The organism is Rothia sp. LK2588 (genome assembly GCF_040946465.1).
Taxonomy (GTDB): Bacteria; Actinomycetota; Actinomycetes; order Actinomycetales; family Micrococcaceae; genus Rothia.
In genome coordinates this window covers 518,605-536,372 of record NZ_JAYWLS010000001.1, presented here as the reverse complement: position 1 = coordinate 536,372, position 17,768 = coordinate 518,605, and the positions used below count along the sequence as shown (strand labels likewise).

The window sequence follows — 17,768 nt, the reverse complement described above, 5'->3', positions numbered from 1 at the left end:
GTAGTCGCTCCCCTAGCCGACTTTTCGCACGAATGAATCGGGTTTCATGACAGTATCGCAGACCAGCTTCGACCCTCCCTTCGAGTTACCCCCGGCGTTCATCGCCCCGGGGACGCTACGCGAAATGTGGCTACACGGTGCACTCTGCCGCTACTGGGAATATGGCCAGCCTCAGGGCCCCACATTCGTAGCGGTGCACGGTTTCCGAGGGGATCACCACGGGCTCGAGATCATCGCTCACCGAATGCTTCAGATTCTGCCCGAGGCGCGAATTCTGATCCCTGACCTGCCGGGCTTTGGACGCAGTCAGCCGCTTCCTGAGGTCACCCACAATGTTGCCACTTACGCCCAGTGGCTCAGCGATTTTCTGGCATCCCTCGGTGCGGGTCAACGTGTCTACCTGATCGGGCATAGCTTCGGGTCCATTGTCTCTGCCGCAACAGCTGCCGACGATGCACGGTGCATACAGCGACTGTGCCTGATCAATCCCATCAGTGAACCGGCGTTGGAAGGAGACCAACGCCTCATGAGCCGAGCCGCAGCGCTGTATTACCGGCTGGGAGCGCTACTTCCCGCAAAACTGGGGTTTGCATTGCTTCGGTCCCGTCTCGTGACTCGGTTATCCAGTGAGTTCATGATGAAAAATAATCTCCCCGCCTTGCGTCGGTATATCAACGGGCAACATGACGCATATTTCGGGGCGTTCGTAGATCGTCAGGTGGTGTTGGAAGCCTACCGGGCTTCGACCAGTTCAACGGTTGGTGATTACGCCGCCTCCATCGACATCCCCGTGCAGATGATCGTGGCCAGTCAGGACGATCTCGGGTCATCGGATGCACAGCGTCATCTCTACTCACTCTTTGCCCATGCGCGATTAGATGTCATTGATCGCGTGGGACACCTGATTCACTATGAGACCCCGCAGGCAGCTGCCCAACTCATCCTCGATTTTCAGGGAGAAGACCATGAAGCTGTTCGTTGATGCTAGATACACCCGCATCGGATTTCATGACGGCATCAGCCGCTACACGGCCTCCTTGGTGACCGCCTTGAAAGAAATTCGGGAATCTGATCAGGTCGACGAGCTCGAACTGACCATGATTATCAGTGATCGGCGGCAATTAGAGATGCTGCCGGATTTGCCCTGGGTCAAGATCTGCTCACCCACTGGGCCGCTCGAACCATGTGCAGCTTTGATGCTCAATAAATATCGGCCCGACGTGGTCTTCTCCCCCATGCAAACCATAGGATCGCTGGGTCGTCGCTTTAAGCTCGTGCTCACCCTTCACGATCTAATCTATTACGCACACCCCACCCCGCCGTCCTTCCTTCCGGCCCCCGTCCGCTGGGGATGGCGCGTCTTTCACCGTAGCTACACCCCTCAGCGAATACTGCTCAATCGCGCCGACGCGGTGGTGACGGTGTCTCAGACGACGGCCCAACTGATGAGCCAGCATCGTCTCACGCGCCGCCCGGTGCACGTGATCGCCAATGCCGCACCCGAGGGATCAATCGTCGACGAAGCAGAAGCACTCAACCTCTTAGAGCTCCGAGATCGGACCCTGCTGTATATGGGGTCGTTCATGCCCTATAAAAATGTGGAAACTCTCCTCGAGGCAATGCGTCAGCTGCCTGAGTACACTTTGATGCTGTTGTCGAAAGCACCACACCAACGGTTGACCCAGTTAAGACAGATGGCCGGTGCAAACGTCGTATTCCGCCAGGGGGTTTCAGACGAAGAATACAGAAAGTTGCTCCAGAATAGCCAAGCGCTCATGACGGCCAGTCGAGACGAGGGGTACGGTTTACCGGTGGTTGAAGCGCAGGCGGCCGGGTGCCCAGCTATCATCAGTGACATCCCCATTTTCAACGAGATCGCGCCCCACGCACTGCACTGCCCTCCCGATCACCCCGCTGATTTCGCGGCAGCCGTTCGATCTCTCGAGCAACGTGACTACGCTCAGCAAATCGTACGCGGTGGTCTGAAGGACGCCAGTCACTTCACCTGGAGGGAATCTGCACGTCGCTTGATGCAACTGGCTCAGACGCTCTAGAGGATGTCCAAGCCGTCCACACGAATGTTCACCGGGTCAAGTTTCAAGGCAGCTCGAGAGGCTCGTACCGCCCGTACCTGCCGCGTCACTTCGGGTGCGATGGAGTAGTTGAAGAACAGAATCGTTCGCCACTGCGGTGCGTCCTGGCCCATCGGTTCAAGATCGACCGGACCACGAACCGTTACCTCGGGAGGGAGATTCAGCTGGTTGACGAAGTCTTCTACTGCGCTTTCCTGCCCGGTGATGGCCGCCGTGCGTACCGCCGGAGGTAACCCCAACTCGGCACGCTCGTCCAGTTCCCATACGGCAAAACGAACGGGGTCCCAGCGGATCAGCGCTTGCGTTGCGGTCCCGGCCGGTGCTGTCGTCACCACCGTGCCGCCCTGCGATCGGGAACGTACCAATGCGGCGGCATTGAACCAGTTACGTAGGGCCATCTCGGGGGCTCGAAGAGAATCTCGCCGAAGCATGGAGTCCGCGTCGAGTAGTACCGCCGCCGCATAACCCCCGGGCACCGAAGGTTCGGCTCCGGGCGTTGCCACGACGATCGCTGACTGCGGTTCTATTTCGGTCATGATATGGTCCCCGCTGGAGGAAAAAACGGGGACGTTGGGGAAGGCACGCCCCAGCTCTTCGGCGGTTCGCAGGGCGCCGACAGTAGCGTGTCTCCACTGGGTGCCTCCACACTCGATACAGTTCCAGTTTCTCGCCACGGCGCCACACCAGCGACAAGTGGGCAACTTTTCTGATCCGCTCAGACCCAGGGGGCCCTGGCACTCTGTGCATCGAGCGGGCATTCTGCAGCGTTGACATGAGAAATTGGGGATATACCCGCTACGCGATACCTGAATGAGCACCGGTCCGTGGGATAGAGCTTTCCGGGCTTCAATGAATGCTAGGTGGGGAAAACGAGCAACAGCCGCCAGCGGGTCTCGTGCCAATTGATAATCGTCACCGGTCGAGATCACGTGAGGTGTGTGGGTGCGCAAAAATTCACGCGGTACGGATAAGTACGTTGCCCACCGTGAGCGTATCAACCGCGCCCCTTCCGCCGAAATCGAATATCCAGCGAAGAGGGCTGCGCACTGGGTTTGTTCCGCACGGAGCAAGAGCACATCTCGAGCGTGACAATAGGGAGCTCGCGGCTCCATCAGGTTAGGGTCCCCATCGTCCCAGCACACCACCAGGCCGAGACGGCGTACGGGGGCGTACGCGGCAGATCTGGTACCGATCACGATGGAAACGTCTCCGTGGAGAGCTTGAAGATAAGCCCGGTAACGTTCGGCAGGTTTATGGTGTGCCGATAACACCGCAAATCCTCTATCCCCCACCAGCTGGCTCAGTCTGTCCTGTAATCGCTGAAGGTCTTTATAGTCGGGAACCACGGCTAACGCGCCCCGACCAGCACGGGCGGTGTGTATGAGTGCGTTGGCGACTAGGTTTTCCCAGCCCCGCTCCATACCCGGCGTAACTGCCATGACGGCACGGGCAGCGTCCCCCTCTGCGATATCCGAGAGAAAATCTTCCGCCCCGCCATACGGCGCGAAATCTTCCAGCGTCGGCTCGGGTAGCTGATCCTCTACATCCTGGGGTTCACGATCGATAAATTTTTTCTCGACACCGGCGATCCTCGGAGCAACAGCCAAGCGGAGAACATTAGCGACTGTCGAAGCGCAACGAGCGGCGACCAGTTCGGCAAGCTCAAACAATTCTTCAGTCACTACCGGCACGGGCGAAACGACCTGATCCAAGAACTTCAAGGAACCGGTAAATCCGGTGGAGGGGGTTCTTTCGCGAATGAAACCGCTCATCTTCTGTTCGCCGAAACGTACCCGCACACGGGTACCCTGAAGGGCAGTTTCGTCCATCTCTGCGGGCACGAGATAGTCAAAGGTTCGGTCTAAGTGCGGGACGTCAGAATCAAGGATGATTCGTGCGATCGGGTCAATCGTCGCCACTTCGCGACCGTTGTCCGCACGATGTTCCTGATCCGTCAAGTGGTCTTGTATGAAGCCCGTTAACTCTGAATTCCCCGCAAACAGATCAGTTTGCGGGGAATCAGAATCAAAATCAGTCATAGACCTATGTTATTGAACTGCGGCTCGGAGCGCATCTACACGGTCGGTTCGCTCCCAGGTGAAGGTTTCTTCCTCCCGGCCGAAGTGACCGTTTGCCGCGGTCTTTGCGTAGATAGGACGCCGCAGATCAAGATCACGAATAATTGCCAAGGGGCGCAGATCAAACACCTCGCGGATGGCCTGCTCGATCTTGACGACGTCTACCTTCTCTGTTCCAAAGGTTTCAACGTAGAGCCCCACCGGCGCAGCCTGGCCAATGGCGTAGGCCACCTGAACTTCGACGCGGTCTGCCAATCCTGCAGCCACCACATTCTTGGCAACCCAACGCATGGCATAAGCTGCCGAGCGGTCAACCTTCGAGGGATCTTTACCGGAGAAGGCACCACCACCGTGGCGCGAGTATCCGCCATAGGTATCAACGATGATCTTACGACCGGTAAGACCGGCGTCCCCTACGGGGCCGCCCTGCACAAATTGGCCCGCGGGATTGATGATGAACTTGGTATTGCTGGTATCGAAGTCTACGGTCGCTAGTACCGGGTCGATCACATGCTGTCGGATATCGCTTTCGAGTTGCTTCAGGTCGTAATCCCGAGTGTGCTGGGTGGAGACAACGATGGTATCGACCATGACCGGAGTCTCACCGTCGTATCCCAACGTAACCTGAGTCTTGCCATCCGGGCGGAGGTCCGGAAGCGTACCATCTTTACGTACCTGAGTTAGCCGCTCCGACAACCGATGAGCCAACCAAATCGGCGCGGGCATCAACACGTCGGTCTCATTGCTGGCATATCCGAACATGATGCCCTGATCACCGGCACCCTGACGGTCAAGCTCATCGTCGGATCCTGTACGAGACTCCAGAGAGTTATAAACGCCATCGTGGATATCGGGAGACTGCTCACCGATGGAAACGGAAACACCACAGAATTCACCATCGAAACCGTGGGTGGATGAGTTGTAACCGATATTCAGGATCGTCTCGCGGACGATGGACGGGATGTCCACATAAGCTTCAGTGGTTACCTCACCGGCCACGTGTACCTGTCCAGTGGTCACCATGGTTTCAACAGCCACGTTTGACTGCGGATCCTTTTCCAGCAACGCGTCGAGGATGGAATCAGAAATCTGATCACAGATTTTGTCAGGATGACCCTCGGTCACCGATTCGCTGGTGAAAAGTCGCAGATGAGAAGTATTTGATGAAGTCACGGGATAACTCTACTCTGTGTATATTTTGGGGTCATTTTGTGACCATATGAACAACTAAGACACGACTTGGCTAGGGTCGCATGACATGCAGTAATAACGCCTTCGCAACGTCATACTTGGATCCTTGATAAACCTGAGCCGGTTCAGCTGTAGCTGCCAACACGGTCAAATGATTATCATCGGCACCGAAGCCACGTTGCTCGCCCACCTCGTTGATGGCCAGATAATCGCACTTTTTGCGCCGTAGTTTTGCTTCGCCCAGTTCCAAGACGCTCTGCGTGGCCGAACCGGTCTCAGCGGCAAATCCCACAATAGTTTCGGGCGCAAGCTCAGGTTGCTGTTCGCGTAAAGATACTACCTCGCGGAGGATATCGGGATTACGTACCAGTGAGATCGTTGGTGCAGCGTCATCGGTCTCGCTCTTTTTGATCTTGTATTCTTCATAGCTTGCGGGTCTAAAATCTGCAACCGCAGCGGCCATGATCAAGACATCTTTGTCGGCAACGTTCTCGAGGACGGCATTGCGTAATTCCTCGGCAGAAGAGGCAAAGACGCACCGCACGCCATCCGGGGCGGGAACTTCCATGTGAGCATGGATCAACGTGACGTCCGCCCCCAGGGCACGCGCCGCCTCCGCTAGGGCCACACCTTGCTTACCGGAGGAACGATTACCCAAATACCGGACGGGGTCTAACGGCTCCCTGGTGCCTCCGGCGGTAATAACCACCGATCGACCCTGAAGAGTCTTCTTCTCATCCTTTTGCGATGAGTCCTTAACCGACATAGCAAAACCAAAGATTTCTTCTGGTTCTGGCATGCGGCCCGAACCTGAATCCGGGCCGGTCAACCTACCCACCGCGGGGTCAAGAACGTGATAACCAAACTCCCGGAGGGTAGCCACATTGGCTTGTGTAGCAGGATGCTCCCACATCTGGGTATGCATTGCCGGGGCAAGAACTACCGGGGCATGGGTAGTCAGAATGGTAGCGGACAGCAAATCGTTCGCTCGGCCCATGGCCAACCTAGCCATGAGGTCTGCGGTGGCGGGCGCGACCACCACGAGGTCCGCTAGTTCTGCCTGACGCACATGGTTGACCTCTTCAACCCGTTCGAAAACGGAAGATGAAACCGGGTTACCAGACAATGCCTCGAGGGTGGGTTGCCCGACAAATTCGAGAGCCGACGGCGTGGGCATTGCTACAACATCATGACCGTCTTTAGAAAAGAGCCGAAGGAGGGATGTGGCTTTGTACGCCGCGATCCCTCCCCCGAAGCCTACGATGACTCGCATATCAGTCAAGCTTTTTATTCGGACTGTTCGTGATCGGTTTCGGACTGGGAAAACTCTGCTACCGAGGAGTCTACGTACTCTTCTGAGTAGAAGTCACCGGTAAAGAACGCAGATGCCTCTTCTTCGTGAATGAGGTCGCCGTTCTCGTTAAACTTGCCGTCCTTGACATGATGAGACTCAATGAGCCCCTCATTGATTTCGCGCATTGCAACAGATAGGGACTTCTCGTTGGGCTCTGAATCTACGAGCGGACCAACGTGGTCCAGCATGTTGTCGTGCAACTGCGAGTAGTAGGCGTTGATCTGGCGTGCACGGCGAGCACCGAAAATCACCAAACCGTACTTGGACTCTGCCTTGTCAATCAGCGAGTCTGCGCTGGGGTTGATGATTCCTTCTTCATTGTGTGCGTTAGCCACGAATAACTCCAAAATTTATTGATCAGGCGCAACCCAACAGGTTTCAACGTGTGGGTTAGGTTGCCAAAGACAAAGCATTATTGTATCGAACTTCAGCCCATCATAACACTGCACACTGGCCCGGTGCAGTGACGATGTAGACAGTCATGAACATGGTTAAAACAAGCGAGCCCTCCCCGGTCAAGGGAGGGCTCGCTAGAAGTTGAGGGTCCTACTGAAGCCCGATGTACTCAACGATTTCCTGCGCAGCTTGCGAGGGCGTCTCGTTGATGATGGTGACATCGAACTCAGGTTCACAAGCCAATTCAATTTTTGCTGTATCGAGACGTTCTGCCTGCTCGGCAGCCGACTCGGTACCCCGGCCTTTCAGGCGTCGGACAAGCTCATCCCAGCTGGGCGGAGCGAGGAATATAAAATTGGCTTCTGGCATTTGGTTGCGGATTTGTCGTGCACCCTGCAGATCAATCTCCAGGAACACATGCCGTCCTGCCTCTAGCGCCTGTTCCACCTTGGAGCGGATGGTGCCGTAACGGTAGGAATTATGAACCTGGGCCCACTCCAGCATCTGATGATTGTTGATCATTGCATCAAATTCTTCATCCGATACGAAGTAGTAGTGCGTACCTTCTTCTTCACCCGGACGAGGATCCCTGGTAGTGGCAGAGACTGAGAACCAAATCTGTGGATAGTTATCACGAAGATACTGGGCCACAGTACCCTTCCCCACTGCGGTAGGACCTGCAAGGATGGTGAGGGTCGGTTGCTTGGTCTCTGTCATGTCTCATTCCTTCAAGCTTTAGCGTTCAAGGTATTCGATCAGAGCCCGACGCTGGTGAACGCCTAATCCACGAAGTCGACGAGATGATGCGATGTTCAATTCTTTCAGAATTGCTTCGGCTCTCACCTCACCAATGCTGGGAAGCGCCATCAGCAGATCTGTGACTTTAAGTCTACTCACTGCCTCATCGGTTTCGGCACGTTTCAGCACCTCAGCGATGGATGTTTCCTTTTTCTTCAAAGATTCTTTGACCTCGGCGCGCACCGTACGTGCTCGCTTAGCCTTTTCGCGCGCGGCAGCGCGTTCTTCTTCGGTGAGTGGGCGAAGTGCCATGGTTATCCCCTATAGATAAGTTGAGTGACAAATTTTGGTTGCGAACCTTAACCGCGTTGGTGCGGAACCACCTGGCGATGGCTCCGCACCAACTTCGGCTGAAGATAACCTATCAGTTTTGGGGACAACATATGCAAAATTCCGCGATCATTTGAGGATATTCACCCTAATGAACTGCAGAATTCTACACATTTGAATTGATATGTCGCGAAAATTAGTTTCCCCTAGCGGCAATTAGGTCTTGTGAAGCTTGCCCAATCGCGTCCACTAGACCGCCCACAGAAGGCCCGTGTTTAAGAATCCCTCGGCTTGAATTTGCCAAAACATTCTCACGGCACCCCTCGAAGACCCGATACAGATCTTCTGCGGTAGCACCCTGCGCGCCATATCCGGGCGCCAGGATGGGTCCATTGAACGTACTCAGTTTGATGTCAAGCTCGTGCAATGCCGGGCCAACGGTAGCCCCGACCACGAGCCCGCAGGGACCCATGACCGAGTAACCGACCCTATCGTTTTCAGAGCGGGCGGCATCGACAATTCGGCTAGCGACCGAATCATCTCCCCCGACATGCTGAACAGACTTGCCCTCCGGATTGGAGGTCAAGGCCAACACAAACGTTCCGCGTCCTTGTTGCGCGGCCGCGTCCAATGCAGGGCGCAGGGACTCAAACCCGAGGTAGGGGCTGAGCGTCACAGCATCTGATGCGAGCGGAGACGATGCTCCCAACCATGCATCGGCGTACGCCGCCATGGTGGAACCGATGTCTCCTCGCTTGGCATCGGAAATCATGAGGATGCCGGCATCCCGAGCTTGGGCAAGCAGATCTTCTAAAGCCTGCAGACCCGAAGAACCGAATCGCTCAAAGAGGGCAACCTGAGGCTTCACATAAGCAACACGGTCTGCGGCAGCTTCAAGCACCGCAGATCCAAATCGTTCAGCCCCTGAAGCCGAATCCTCAAGACCCCATGCTTTCAGCAAGGCCGGATGTGGATCAATACCCACGCACAGCGGCCCGTTCGTACGCATTGCACGCGCAATTCGATCTCCGAAACCCTGGGGGGAGTTCACTATTTATCACCCTCAGCGACGGCATCGACCAGTGTAGCGCTGTGCTCCTGCAGAGACATCACATTCCAGTTGTATTCCTTGAGGGCGTTAATAGCCTGCACCACAGCACCGAATTCAGAGACGGTCGTCATGATGGGGCAACCCACCGACGTAGCTGCCGCACGGATCTGATATCCGTCTCCTCGAGCCTGGCCACCGGAGGGGGTGTTCAAAATAAGGTTGATCTCCCCCGCGTTGACCATATCCACGATCGAGCGCTCGCCGTCCTGAGTCTCAGCAATCTTGGGAACAACCTGAGAGTCAATTCCATTGCGCTTAAGCACCTGCGCGGTACCACCCGTGGAAACGATGTCGAAGCCAAGTTGCTGCAACATCTTGACGTACACGATCGAGCTACGCTTGTCACGATTCGCGACCGAAACGAAGACTCGTCCTTCCGTGGGCAGTTTGACTCCCACAGATGTTTCAGCCTTGGCAAATGCCGTATCGAAGAAGGGATCCAGACCCATCACCTCACCGGTAGAGCGCATTTCCGGTCCCAGCAAGGAATCGACAACCACGCCTTCGGGAGTGCGGAAACGACTAAAGGGCAGAACTGCTTCCTTCACTGCGATCGCGGTGCTCTCCGGTAGTGAGGCTCCATCCATATGACGCGGGAGGTATCCTTCACGCTTCAAATCGGCAATCGACTTACCGACGCCGATCAAAGCAGCGGCCTTAGCCAGCTGGACTCCCGTCGCTTTAGAGACGAAAGGAACGGTTCGCGACGCACGCGGGTTTGCTTCGATGACGTAGAGGATCTCCGAAGCCATCGCGAATTGAATATTGATCAACCCCGTGACGCCAACCCCCTCAGCAATCTTCAGGGTGGCCTCTTTGACGCGCTCGATGACGTCCGGCCCCAGCGTAATGGGAGGCAGGGTGCATGCAGAGTCGCCCGAGTGGATTCCTGCTTCCTCGATATGCTCCATGACACCACCGAGGTACAGCTCTGTTCCGTCGTAGAGTGCGTCGACGTCAATCTCAACTGCATCTTCCAGGAATTTATCAATGAGCGCAGGTTGAGAGGGAGAAACCTCCGTCGCGTTCTCGAGGTAGCGGGCTAGGGATTGTTCGTCATAGACGATTTCCATGCCGCGACCGCCGAGCACGTAGGAAGGACGCACGAGGACGGGATAACCAATTTCGTCAGCGACCTTCTTGGCATTCTCAAACGTATAGGCGGTACCGTTCTTGGGCGAGATGAGGCCCGCTTCTTCCAAAACTCGGGCGAACTCCCCGCGATCCTCGGCCAAGTCAATGGCCTCCGGAGTGGTACCCAGAATTGGAATCCCCGCTGCTTTCAGCTGCTGAGCCAACTTGAGCGGTGTCTGACCGCCCAGTTGCACAAAGACTCCGAGCAAGCCACCGGTGCGACGTTCAGATTCAACGATCTCTAAGACGTCTTCCAAGGTGAGGGGTTCGAAGTAAAGCCGGGTTGAAACATCGTAGTCTGTAGAAACGGTTTCGGGGTTGCAGTTAACCATGACGGTCTCGTAACCGGCCTCCCGCAACACCATGGAGGCATGAACACAGGAATAGTCGAATTCGATGCCCTGACCGATACGGTTGGGGCCCGAGCCGAGGATCATAATAGAGGGCTTATCGTGGTGCTCGACTTCGTCCTCGAGGTCATACGAGGAGTAATGGTACGGAGTAAACGCCTCGAATTCAGCCGCACACGTGTCGACAGTCTTGAAGACAGGTCGGATGTCGAGCGAATGGCGAATGCCGCGCACTACGTCTTCGGTGTATCCGACGAGCTCACCAATTTGTGCATCAGAGAAACCGTGGCGCTTGGCCAGTTCCAAAGTCTCGCGGTCGAGGTTCTGATGCTCGGCGATCTCTCCAGCAACCTCGTTGAGTAGCTGGATCTGATCCAAGAACCACGGATCGATCTTTGTCGCTTCGTACATCTGCTCCACGCTCGCCCCAGCGAGCATGGCCTGCTGCACCTGGTAAATGCGTTCAGTGGTCGGGACCTTGGTCTTTTCCACGAGTTCGGTGAGCTCAGCAGGCGAAAGTTCAGGCTTCACGAACGAGAAGGCGGAGCCCTTCTGCTCGAGAGATCGCATGGCCTTCTGCAGTGCTTCGGTGAAGTTTCTTCCGAGTGCCATAGCTTCACCCACCGACTTCATCGTGGTAGTAAGGGTGGGGTCGGCTGCCGGGAATTTTTCAAAGGCGAAACGCGGGATCTTGACAACTACGTAGTCCAGGGTCGGTTCAAAGGACGCCGGAGTCTTCTGCGTAATATCGTTGGGGATCTCATCGAGAGTGTAACCCAAAGAAAGCTTGGTCGCGATCTTCGCGATGGGGAAGCCAGTGGCTTTGGATGCCAACGCGGAAGAACGCGAAACGCGGGGGTTCATCTCGATGACAACCACGCGTCCGGTGTGCGGATCCACAGCGAACTGAATGTTACAACCACCGGTATCCACACCAACTTCGCGAATAACATTGATCGCGATGTCGCGTAGCTTTTGGAACTCACGGTCGGTTAAAGTCAACGCCGGCGCCACGGTGATGGAGTCACCGGTATGAACACCGACCGGGTCAAAGTTTTCGATAGAGCACACGACTACGACGTTGTCGTTCTTGTCGCGCATCATCTCTAACTCGTATTCTTTCCATCCCAGGATGGATTCTTCGAGCAGAACCTCACTCGTCGGGCTGTATTGAATACCGGCACCGGCGATGCGGTAAAGATCGGTCTCGTTGTAGGCCATGCCGGAGCCGAGCCCACCCATGGTAAATGACGGGCGGACCACCATCGGGTAGCCCAGGGTTTCTGCAGCTTTGAGGGCCTCGTCCATCGAGTGAACGATTACTGAACGAGCTGATTCTCCCCCGGCACGTTCCACTACGCCTTTGAAAGCCTCGCGGTCTTCACCCAGGTTGATAGCTGCAATGTTGGCGCCGATCAATTCAACGTTGTATCGAGAGAGGATTCCGGCGTCATCCAACGCAATTGCCGCGTTCAATGCCGTTTGTCCGCCCAGAGTGGGCAGAATCGCATCGGGGCGTTCCTTTTCAATAACCTTCTCGAGAACCTCGGGCGTGATCGGTTCAATGTAGGTCGCGTCGGCGAACTCAGGATCCGTCATGATGGTGGCCGGGTTTGAGTTCACGAGAATGACGCGAACGCCTTCTTCTTTCAACACACGCAGTGCCTGGGTGCCGGAGTAATCGAATTCGGCTGCCTGCCCAATAACGATCGGACCGGAGCCAATCACCAGCACTGAATTGAGATCTTTTCTACGGGGCATTTGTATAAATCCTTAAGTTTTAGGCGTCAGCCGTTTCGGTCATCACATCGATGAAGCGATCAAAGAGGTAAGCCGCGTCGTGGGGACCAGCGGCAGCTTCGGGGTGATACTGCACGGAAAAGGCAGGAATATCCAGGCAGCGAATGCCTTCCACCACATTGTCGTTAAGACCGATGTGCGAGACCTCTACACGACCAAATTCTTCATTGGGGGCAGTCACGGTGGAGTCAATGGGCGCGTCCACGGCGAATCCGTGGTTCTGGGCGGTGATCTCGACCTTTCCTGTGCTCCTGTCCATCACCGGTTGGTTGATTCCACGATGACCGAACTTCAGCTTGTAGGTACCGAAACCGAGTGCACGGCCGAGAATCTGGTTTCCGAAGCAAATACCGAAGAACGGCGTTCCCTGACGCAGGATCTTTTGCAACAGCTTGACCTGATCATCTGCAGTTGCCGGGTCTCCAGGTCCGTTCGAGAAGAAAACACCGGTCGGGGAAACGCGGTTGATGTCTTCGATGCTCGCCGCAGCGGGGAATACATGCACGCGAATACCGCGTTCAGCGAAGCGTTGCGGAGTCATGGACTTAATGCCAAGATCAACTGCAGCCAGAGTTCCGCGAATTTCTCCAGACCAGCCATAATCGGCTGGTTCCACTACATAGGGCTCGTCGATGCTGACAGATTCGGCCAGCTTTCGGCCCTCCATGGGCGCAGAAGACTTCACCTCGGCGATCAGTTCGGCGACCGGACGTTCAGCATCTGTCCCGGAAAAAATACCTGCGCGCATCGAACCGGATTGCCGAAGAAGACGCGTCAGTGCTCGGGTATCAATACCCTGAATTCCAACAATCCCCTGTTCTTCGAGACTTGCGTCCAGGGTCTGTTCGCTTCGCCAGTTCGAGGCTCGCCGAGCGGCATCGCGGACTACGTATCCCGCTACCCATATCTGGCGTGATTCGTTATCTTCGGTGTTAACACCGGTGTTTCCGATGTGAGGTGCAGTTTGCACTACGATCTGCCCAGCGTAGGAGGGATCAGTCAATGTTTCCTGGTACCCGGTCATACCGGTGGAAAAAACTGCTTCACCTAACGTTTTCCCCGTAGCACCGTATTCTTGACCATGGAAAACAGTACCGTCTTCCAGTACTAAGATTGCATGAGGCCTTGCTTTGTAATGGGGGGTCATCTCCAGTAGTACTTTCTCTGTGTGACGCAGGAGTTTGTTACGCTTCCACCCGCGATGATGAATTGTTTTCAATCAGCTGGTTCAATCGGTTCAATGCTTCCTCAACATCCTCTGAATATTGAGTTCTTAAACCTGTGTCGACCCGTCGGTGGTTCAATTCCCAAGTGATGATCAACAGGCCTTCTTTTTCAACGAATTTCCCGTTCATGCCGGCGCCTAAACGTGCCTCTTTGAGCAGATGTGCGGGGATCCAGATGTCCCGCGCTCCGGTTCGCTCAAGGATGAGAGCGTCGTCGTAAAAGAGCATGCGCGCCTGGGATTTGACCCCCAAGGTGTGCACCGCGATACGATCCAACCAATCACCGGATACCGTGGTGCACACATAGGTGCCCTCCACTACATCCATCACCTGACGATCGTCATAGTTCTGGGGCACTTCGGCCAAAACGCCGACATGATGCTGACGCTCTTTACGCCCATGCCAGCCCTTGCGCATCAAAAAGACAGACAACGCAACAATAGCCAGAGAGACCAGAACTGTAACGACGAAGGGATGCATAATGGAGGGCCTTCCTTTAGGGTCTGCTATGAACGAGCTACAGGGGTGGCCAATTGAGCATCCAGAACCGTCGGGTGCCCGTGGAAGAACGTCGCCCGCACTTCTCCAGGGACGGTCATGCCTCGATAGGGATTGTTTTTGCCCTTGGTAGCCTGTTCCATCGGTTCGATCGTTCTCTGAGCTGCCGGGTCGACCAAGACAATGTTGGCAGGTTCACCCTGCTCCAGCGGACGTCCCTGGTCGGTGATCCTACCGATTTCAGCCGGTTTGGTGCTCATGATGCGCGCGACGTCCTTCCAACCGATCAACCCAGTATCGACCAGCGTCTGCTGAACAATGGACAGAGCTTGTTCGAGCCCGGTCATACCGTTTGCAGCACACGCCCATTCACAATCCTCGGATTCCAGCGGGTGCGGTGCATGGTCAGTACCGATAATATCGATCGTTCCATCGGCCACGGCCTCGCGAAGGGCTTCGACATCTTCCTGGGTACGAAGCGGCGGGTTGACCTTATACACCGGATCGTAGGTTCGAACCATCTCATCGGTGAGCAAAAGATGGTGCGGTGTTACTTCAGCGGTGACGTCGATGCCCCGTTCCTTAGCCCACCGCACAATCTCGACAGAACCCTTAGTCGAGAGATGGCAGATATGCAGTCGAGAACCGACGTGTTCGGCCAGCAATACATCGCGGGCAATAATGGATTCCTCCGCAACTGCAGGCCAGCCTGCCAAACCTAGTTCCGCAGAGACTTTACCCTCATTCATCTGTGCGTTGGCGGTGAGGCGGGGTTCCTGCGCATGCTGGGCTACCACGCCGTCGAAGGTTTTCACATACTCAAGGGCACGACGCATGATGGCCGGATCGAAGACACACATTCCGTCGTCAGAAAAAACACGCACAGCGGCTCGCGAGTGCGCCATAGCACCAATTTCTGATAACCGTTCGCCTTTGAGATCAGCGGTGACCGCGCCGATGGGTTGAACCTTGACCCACCCAGAGTCTTTGCCCAGTTCCATAACCTGTTCAACCACACCGGCGGTGTCGGCGACGGGATTAGAGTTAGCCATCGCAAATACTGCTGTATAACCACCCAGTGCAGCCGCCCGCGTGCCAGTCTCCACAGTCTCAGCATCTTCGTGCCCAGGTTCCCGCAGATGGGTATGCAAATCAACGAGACCCGGAAGTGCGACCAGGCCCGAGGCATCGATGGTTTCTGCATTGTTCGATTCGATGTTCTCACCGATCTGTGAAATCGAACCGTTTTCAATCAAAATGTCTGCAGTGTCAGCCCCGAGGATCGAGGCATTCTTAATGAGGTAAGTCTTGCTCATCGTATTCTCTTTCAAATCCTTAGGAGTGCGAGTAGAAATCGCGCGAGGTGCCACCGGTCATCAGCATGTACAACACGGCCATACGTACAGAAACTCCGTTGTTTACCTGACGCAATACCCATGAACGCTCGGAGTCAGCTGCCTGAGAGCTGATTTCCAGCCCACGGTTCATGGGGCCCGGATGGAGGACGGCGGTTTCTTGTTCAGAAGAATCCAGCAGAGCAAATCGCTCGGGGGTGAGTCCCCAGAGGCGCGTGTATTCTTCGGCTGAGGGGAAGAATGCTGCGTGCATACGTTCCTTTTGGATTCGCAGCAACATCACTGCATCGATGTTGGTCTCCAGCGCTTCATCGAGGTTATAGAAAACTTCGCATGGCCAATCTTCGATACCAACCGGCAGAAGGGTCGGAGGAGCAACGAAAACTACCTCTGCTCCCAGAGTGTGGAGTAGCCAAAGGTTGGAACGAGCAACGCGGGAATGCAGGATGTCACCCACGATAGCCACGCGCATTCCGTCTAATGCCGCTCCCCTGGTTTCAATACCTTTGCTTTGTTCTTGGAATTGGCGAAGAGTCATCGCATCCAAGAGGGCCTGGGTCGGATGCGCATGGGTGCCATCACCTGCGTTCAGAATAGGTGCATCGATCCAACCAGCTTCAGCTAGACGCTGAGGAGCACCCGAGGCGCCATGACGAATAACAATCGCGTCTGCGTTGATTGCTGCCAGAGTCTGGGCAGTATCCTTGAGGGATTCGCCTTTGGAAACTGATGATCCTTTGGCCGAGAAGTTGATGATGTCAGCTGAGAGGCGCTTCTCGGCTGCCTCGAAGGACAACCGGGTGCGGGTCGAATCTTCGAAGAAGAGGTTGACTACGGTTCGTCCCTGCAAAGCGGGCAGTTTTTTGATTTCTCGTAGGCCTACCTGCCGCATGTAGTCGGCGGTATCCAAAATATCGATGGCTTCTTCGCGAGAAAGTTCGCGGGTATCGAGTAGATGCTTCATTATTTATTTCCCCTGTGCCTGAATGATGTCAACGCGGTCTTCGCTACCGTCAATTTCGTCGAGGTAAACCTTGACTTTTTCATCCGATGCAGTGGGAAGGTTCTTGCCTACGAAATCAGCCCGGATGGGTAATTCACGGTGTCCACGGTCAACGAGTACGGCTAGACGGACCAGTGCCGGACGGCCGTTATCTTTCAAGGCGTCCAGCGCAGCTCGGATGGTGCGGCCGGAGAAAAGGACGTCATCCACCAAGACTACATTTTTGCCGTCAATACCAGCCGGGGGAAGTTTGGTGGGATCTGGAAAACGACCGGGTGTTTGACGAAGGTCATCCCGGTACATGGTGATATCCAGTTGCCCCAGAGAATCAAACGCAGAGAATGATAGGTCTGTGGACGCAATTTTTTCTGCGAGGCGCTCAGCTAGGGGCGACCCCTTACGCTGAATGCCCAAAATTACAAGGTTTTCTGCACCCTTGTTGGACTCGAGAATCTCATGTGCGATACGAGTCAGAGCACGATCGATGTCGGCTTTAGATAGAATTGTGCGCGCAATCTGCGGCAGGTTCTCTACCATGGTGCCGGCCTCCTTCCCCGCCTCACAGGACGGACTTAAAGGTTGCTTTGCCGATATCTAACATATCACGCTTGAATCAGTGAGTTCCTACCGGGCAACCTTATTGTTATTTACAAAAGAGGGACAAGACCCAGTGGGTCTTGTCCCTCAAATTTTTAAGTCAGCAACATCGGTTTCACCTGGCGCAAACGATCTAATAAACCGTTAACGAACCTAGGTGAATCGTCCGTTGATAGTACGCGTACCAACCCCGTCGCTTCGGAGATGGCCACGGCATCGGGAATATCGTCGTTGAACAACAATTCCCAGGCACCCAGACGCAAAGCTACGCGGTCAACGCTGGGCATGCGGTCCATCGTCCACCCTTGTGAGTAGGTCTCGATGTATTCAACGATTTCTGCGTCATGATCGCGCACCCCGCGCACGATTTCTTCCGAATAAGTAGAAATCTGAGCGCTCGTATGCATACGACGTCTGGTGAGAACATCGATGATGTCGTCGTTTCGTTGATCCGCCTCGAAAAGAACTTCAAGTGCTCTCAGGCGGGCTTTAGTGCGTGAGTTCACTATGTCCT

The 17,768-nt window shown here is 55.3% G+C and carries 16 protein-coding genes; 2 read left to right on the top strand and 14 right to left on the bottom strand.

Going from position 1 to position 17,768, the window contains the following annotated elements; genetic code table 11:
* The first annotated feature begins 46 nt into the window (after positions 1-46).
* Together VVR12_RS02540 and VVR12_RS02535 are read left to right on the top strand one after the other, a co-directional pair.
* The gene (locus tag VVR12_RS02540) at positions 47-982 is read left to right on the top strand and encodes an alpha/beta fold hydrolase (RefSeq protein ID WP_368549535.1); all 936 of its coding nucleotides are present in this window, start codon (positions 47-49) and stop codon (positions 980-982) included.
* Complete coding sequence (locus tag VVR12_RS02535; protein WP_368549534.1) at positions 966-2,054, top strand: glycosyltransferase family 4 protein; 1,089 nt, start codon at positions 966-968, stop codon at positions 2,052-2,054. Before VVR12_RS02540 ends, VVR12_RS02535 begins: the two co-directional genes overlap by 17 nt.
* On the opposite strand, the gene VVR12_RS02530 is transcribed toward VVR12_RS02535, so the two are convergent.
* From VVR12_RS02530 to nusB, 14 genes are all read right to left on the bottom strand, one after another.
* On the bottom strand, positions 2,051-4,051 hold the full coding sequence (locus VVR12_RS02530; RefSeq protein WP_368549533.1) for a primosomal protein N': 2,001 nt from the start codon (positions 4,049-4,051) through the stop codon (positions 2,051-2,053). The two genes, VVR12_RS02535 and VVR12_RS02530, sit on opposite strands and share 4 nt — an antisense overlap.
* Before the next feature lie 90 nt (positions 4,052-4,141).
* On the bottom strand, positions 4,142-5,344 hold the full coding sequence (gene metK, locus VVR12_RS02525) for a methionine adenosyltransferase (protein WP_368549532.1): 1,203 nt from the start codon (positions 5,342-5,344) through the stop codon (positions 4,142-4,144).
* Between the two features lie 70 nt (positions 5,345-5,414).
* The gene (gene coaBC, locus VVR12_RS02520) at positions 5,415-6,635 is read right to left on the bottom strand and encodes a bifunctional phosphopantothenoylcysteine decarboxylase/phosphopantothenate--cysteine ligase CoaBC (RefSeq protein ID WP_368549937.1); all 1,221 of its coding nucleotides are present in this window, start codon (positions 6,633-6,635) and stop codon (positions 5,415-5,417) included.
* 14 nt (positions 6,636-6,649) lie between these two features.
* Positions 6,650-7,051: a DNA-directed RNA polymerase subunit omega gene (gene rpoZ, locus VVR12_RS02515; RefSeq protein WP_368549531.1), complete on the bottom strand. Its 402-nt coding sequence runs from the start codon at positions 7,049-7,051 to the stop codon at positions 6,650-6,652.
* A gap of 211 nt (positions 7,052-7,262) precedes the next feature.
* Positions 7,263-7,829 (bottom strand): guanylate kinase, encoded by a 567-nt coding sequence (gene gmk, locus VVR12_RS02510; protein ID WP_368549530.1) that lies wholly within the window; start codon positions 7,827-7,829, stop codon positions 7,263-7,265.
* An 18-nt stretch (positions 7,830-7,847) separates the two neighbouring features.
* Positions 7,848-8,162, bottom strand: coding sequence for an integration host factor, actinobacterial type (gene mihF, locus VVR12_RS02505; RefSeq protein WP_368549529.1), 315 nt, complete (start codon positions 8,160-8,162; stop codon positions 7,848-7,850).
* 214 nt (positions 8,163-8,376) lie between these two features.
* On the bottom strand, positions 8,377-9,231 hold the full coding sequence (pyrF, locus tag VVR12_RS02500; protein ID WP_368549528.1) for an orotidine-5'-phosphate decarboxylase: 855 nt from the start codon (positions 9,229-9,231) through the stop codon (positions 8,377-8,379).
* Positions 9,231-12,536 carry a carbamoyl-phosphate synthase large subunit gene (gene carB, locus VVR12_RS02495; RefSeq protein WP_368549527.1) on the bottom strand — a complete coding sequence of 1,102 codons (3,306 nt, stop codon included), beginning with the start codon at positions 12,534-12,536 and terminating at the stop codon, positions 9,231-9,233. The genes pyrF and carB overlap by 1 nt, the downstream gene beginning before the upstream one ends.
* Before the next feature lie 19 nt (positions 12,537-12,555).
* Entirely contained in the window at positions 12,556-13,722 is a 1,167-nt protein-coding gene (gene carA, locus VVR12_RS02490) for a glutamine-hydrolyzing carbamoyl-phosphate synthase small subunit (RefSeq protein WP_368549526.1), read from the bottom strand.
* 37 nt (positions 13,723-13,759) lie between these two features.
* The gene (locus VVR12_RS02485) at positions 13,760-14,281 is read right to left on the bottom strand and encodes a hypothetical protein (RefSeq protein ID WP_368549525.1); all 522 of its coding nucleotides are present in this window, start codon (positions 14,279-14,281) and stop codon (positions 13,760-13,762) included.
* Positions 14,282-14,307: 26 nt separating this feature from the next.
* Entirely contained in the window at positions 14,308-15,615 is a 1,308-nt protein-coding gene (locus VVR12_RS02480; protein WP_368549524.1) for a dihydroorotase, read from the bottom strand.
* Between the two features lie 19 nt (positions 15,616-15,634).
* Positions 15,635-16,618 (bottom strand): aspartate carbamoyltransferase catalytic subunit, encoded by a 984-nt coding sequence (locus VVR12_RS02475; RefSeq protein WP_368549523.1) that lies wholly within the window; start codon positions 16,616-16,618, stop codon positions 15,635-15,637.
* 3 nt (positions 16,619-16,621) lie between these two features.
* A complete protein-coding gene (gene pyrR, locus VVR12_RS02470) occupies positions 16,622-17,194 on the bottom strand; it encodes a bifunctional pyr operon transcriptional regulator/uracil phosphoribosyltransferase PyrR (RefSeq protein WP_368549522.1) in 573 nt (190 codons plus the stop codon).
* A gap of 155 nt (positions 17,195-17,349) precedes the next feature.
* Positions 17,350-17,760: a transcription antitermination factor NusB gene (nusB, locus tag VVR12_RS02465; RefSeq protein WP_368549521.1), complete on the bottom strand. Its 411-nt coding sequence runs from the start codon at positions 17,758-17,760 to the stop codon at positions 17,350-17,352.
* Between the last annotated feature and the right edge of the window lie 8 nt (positions 17,761-17,768).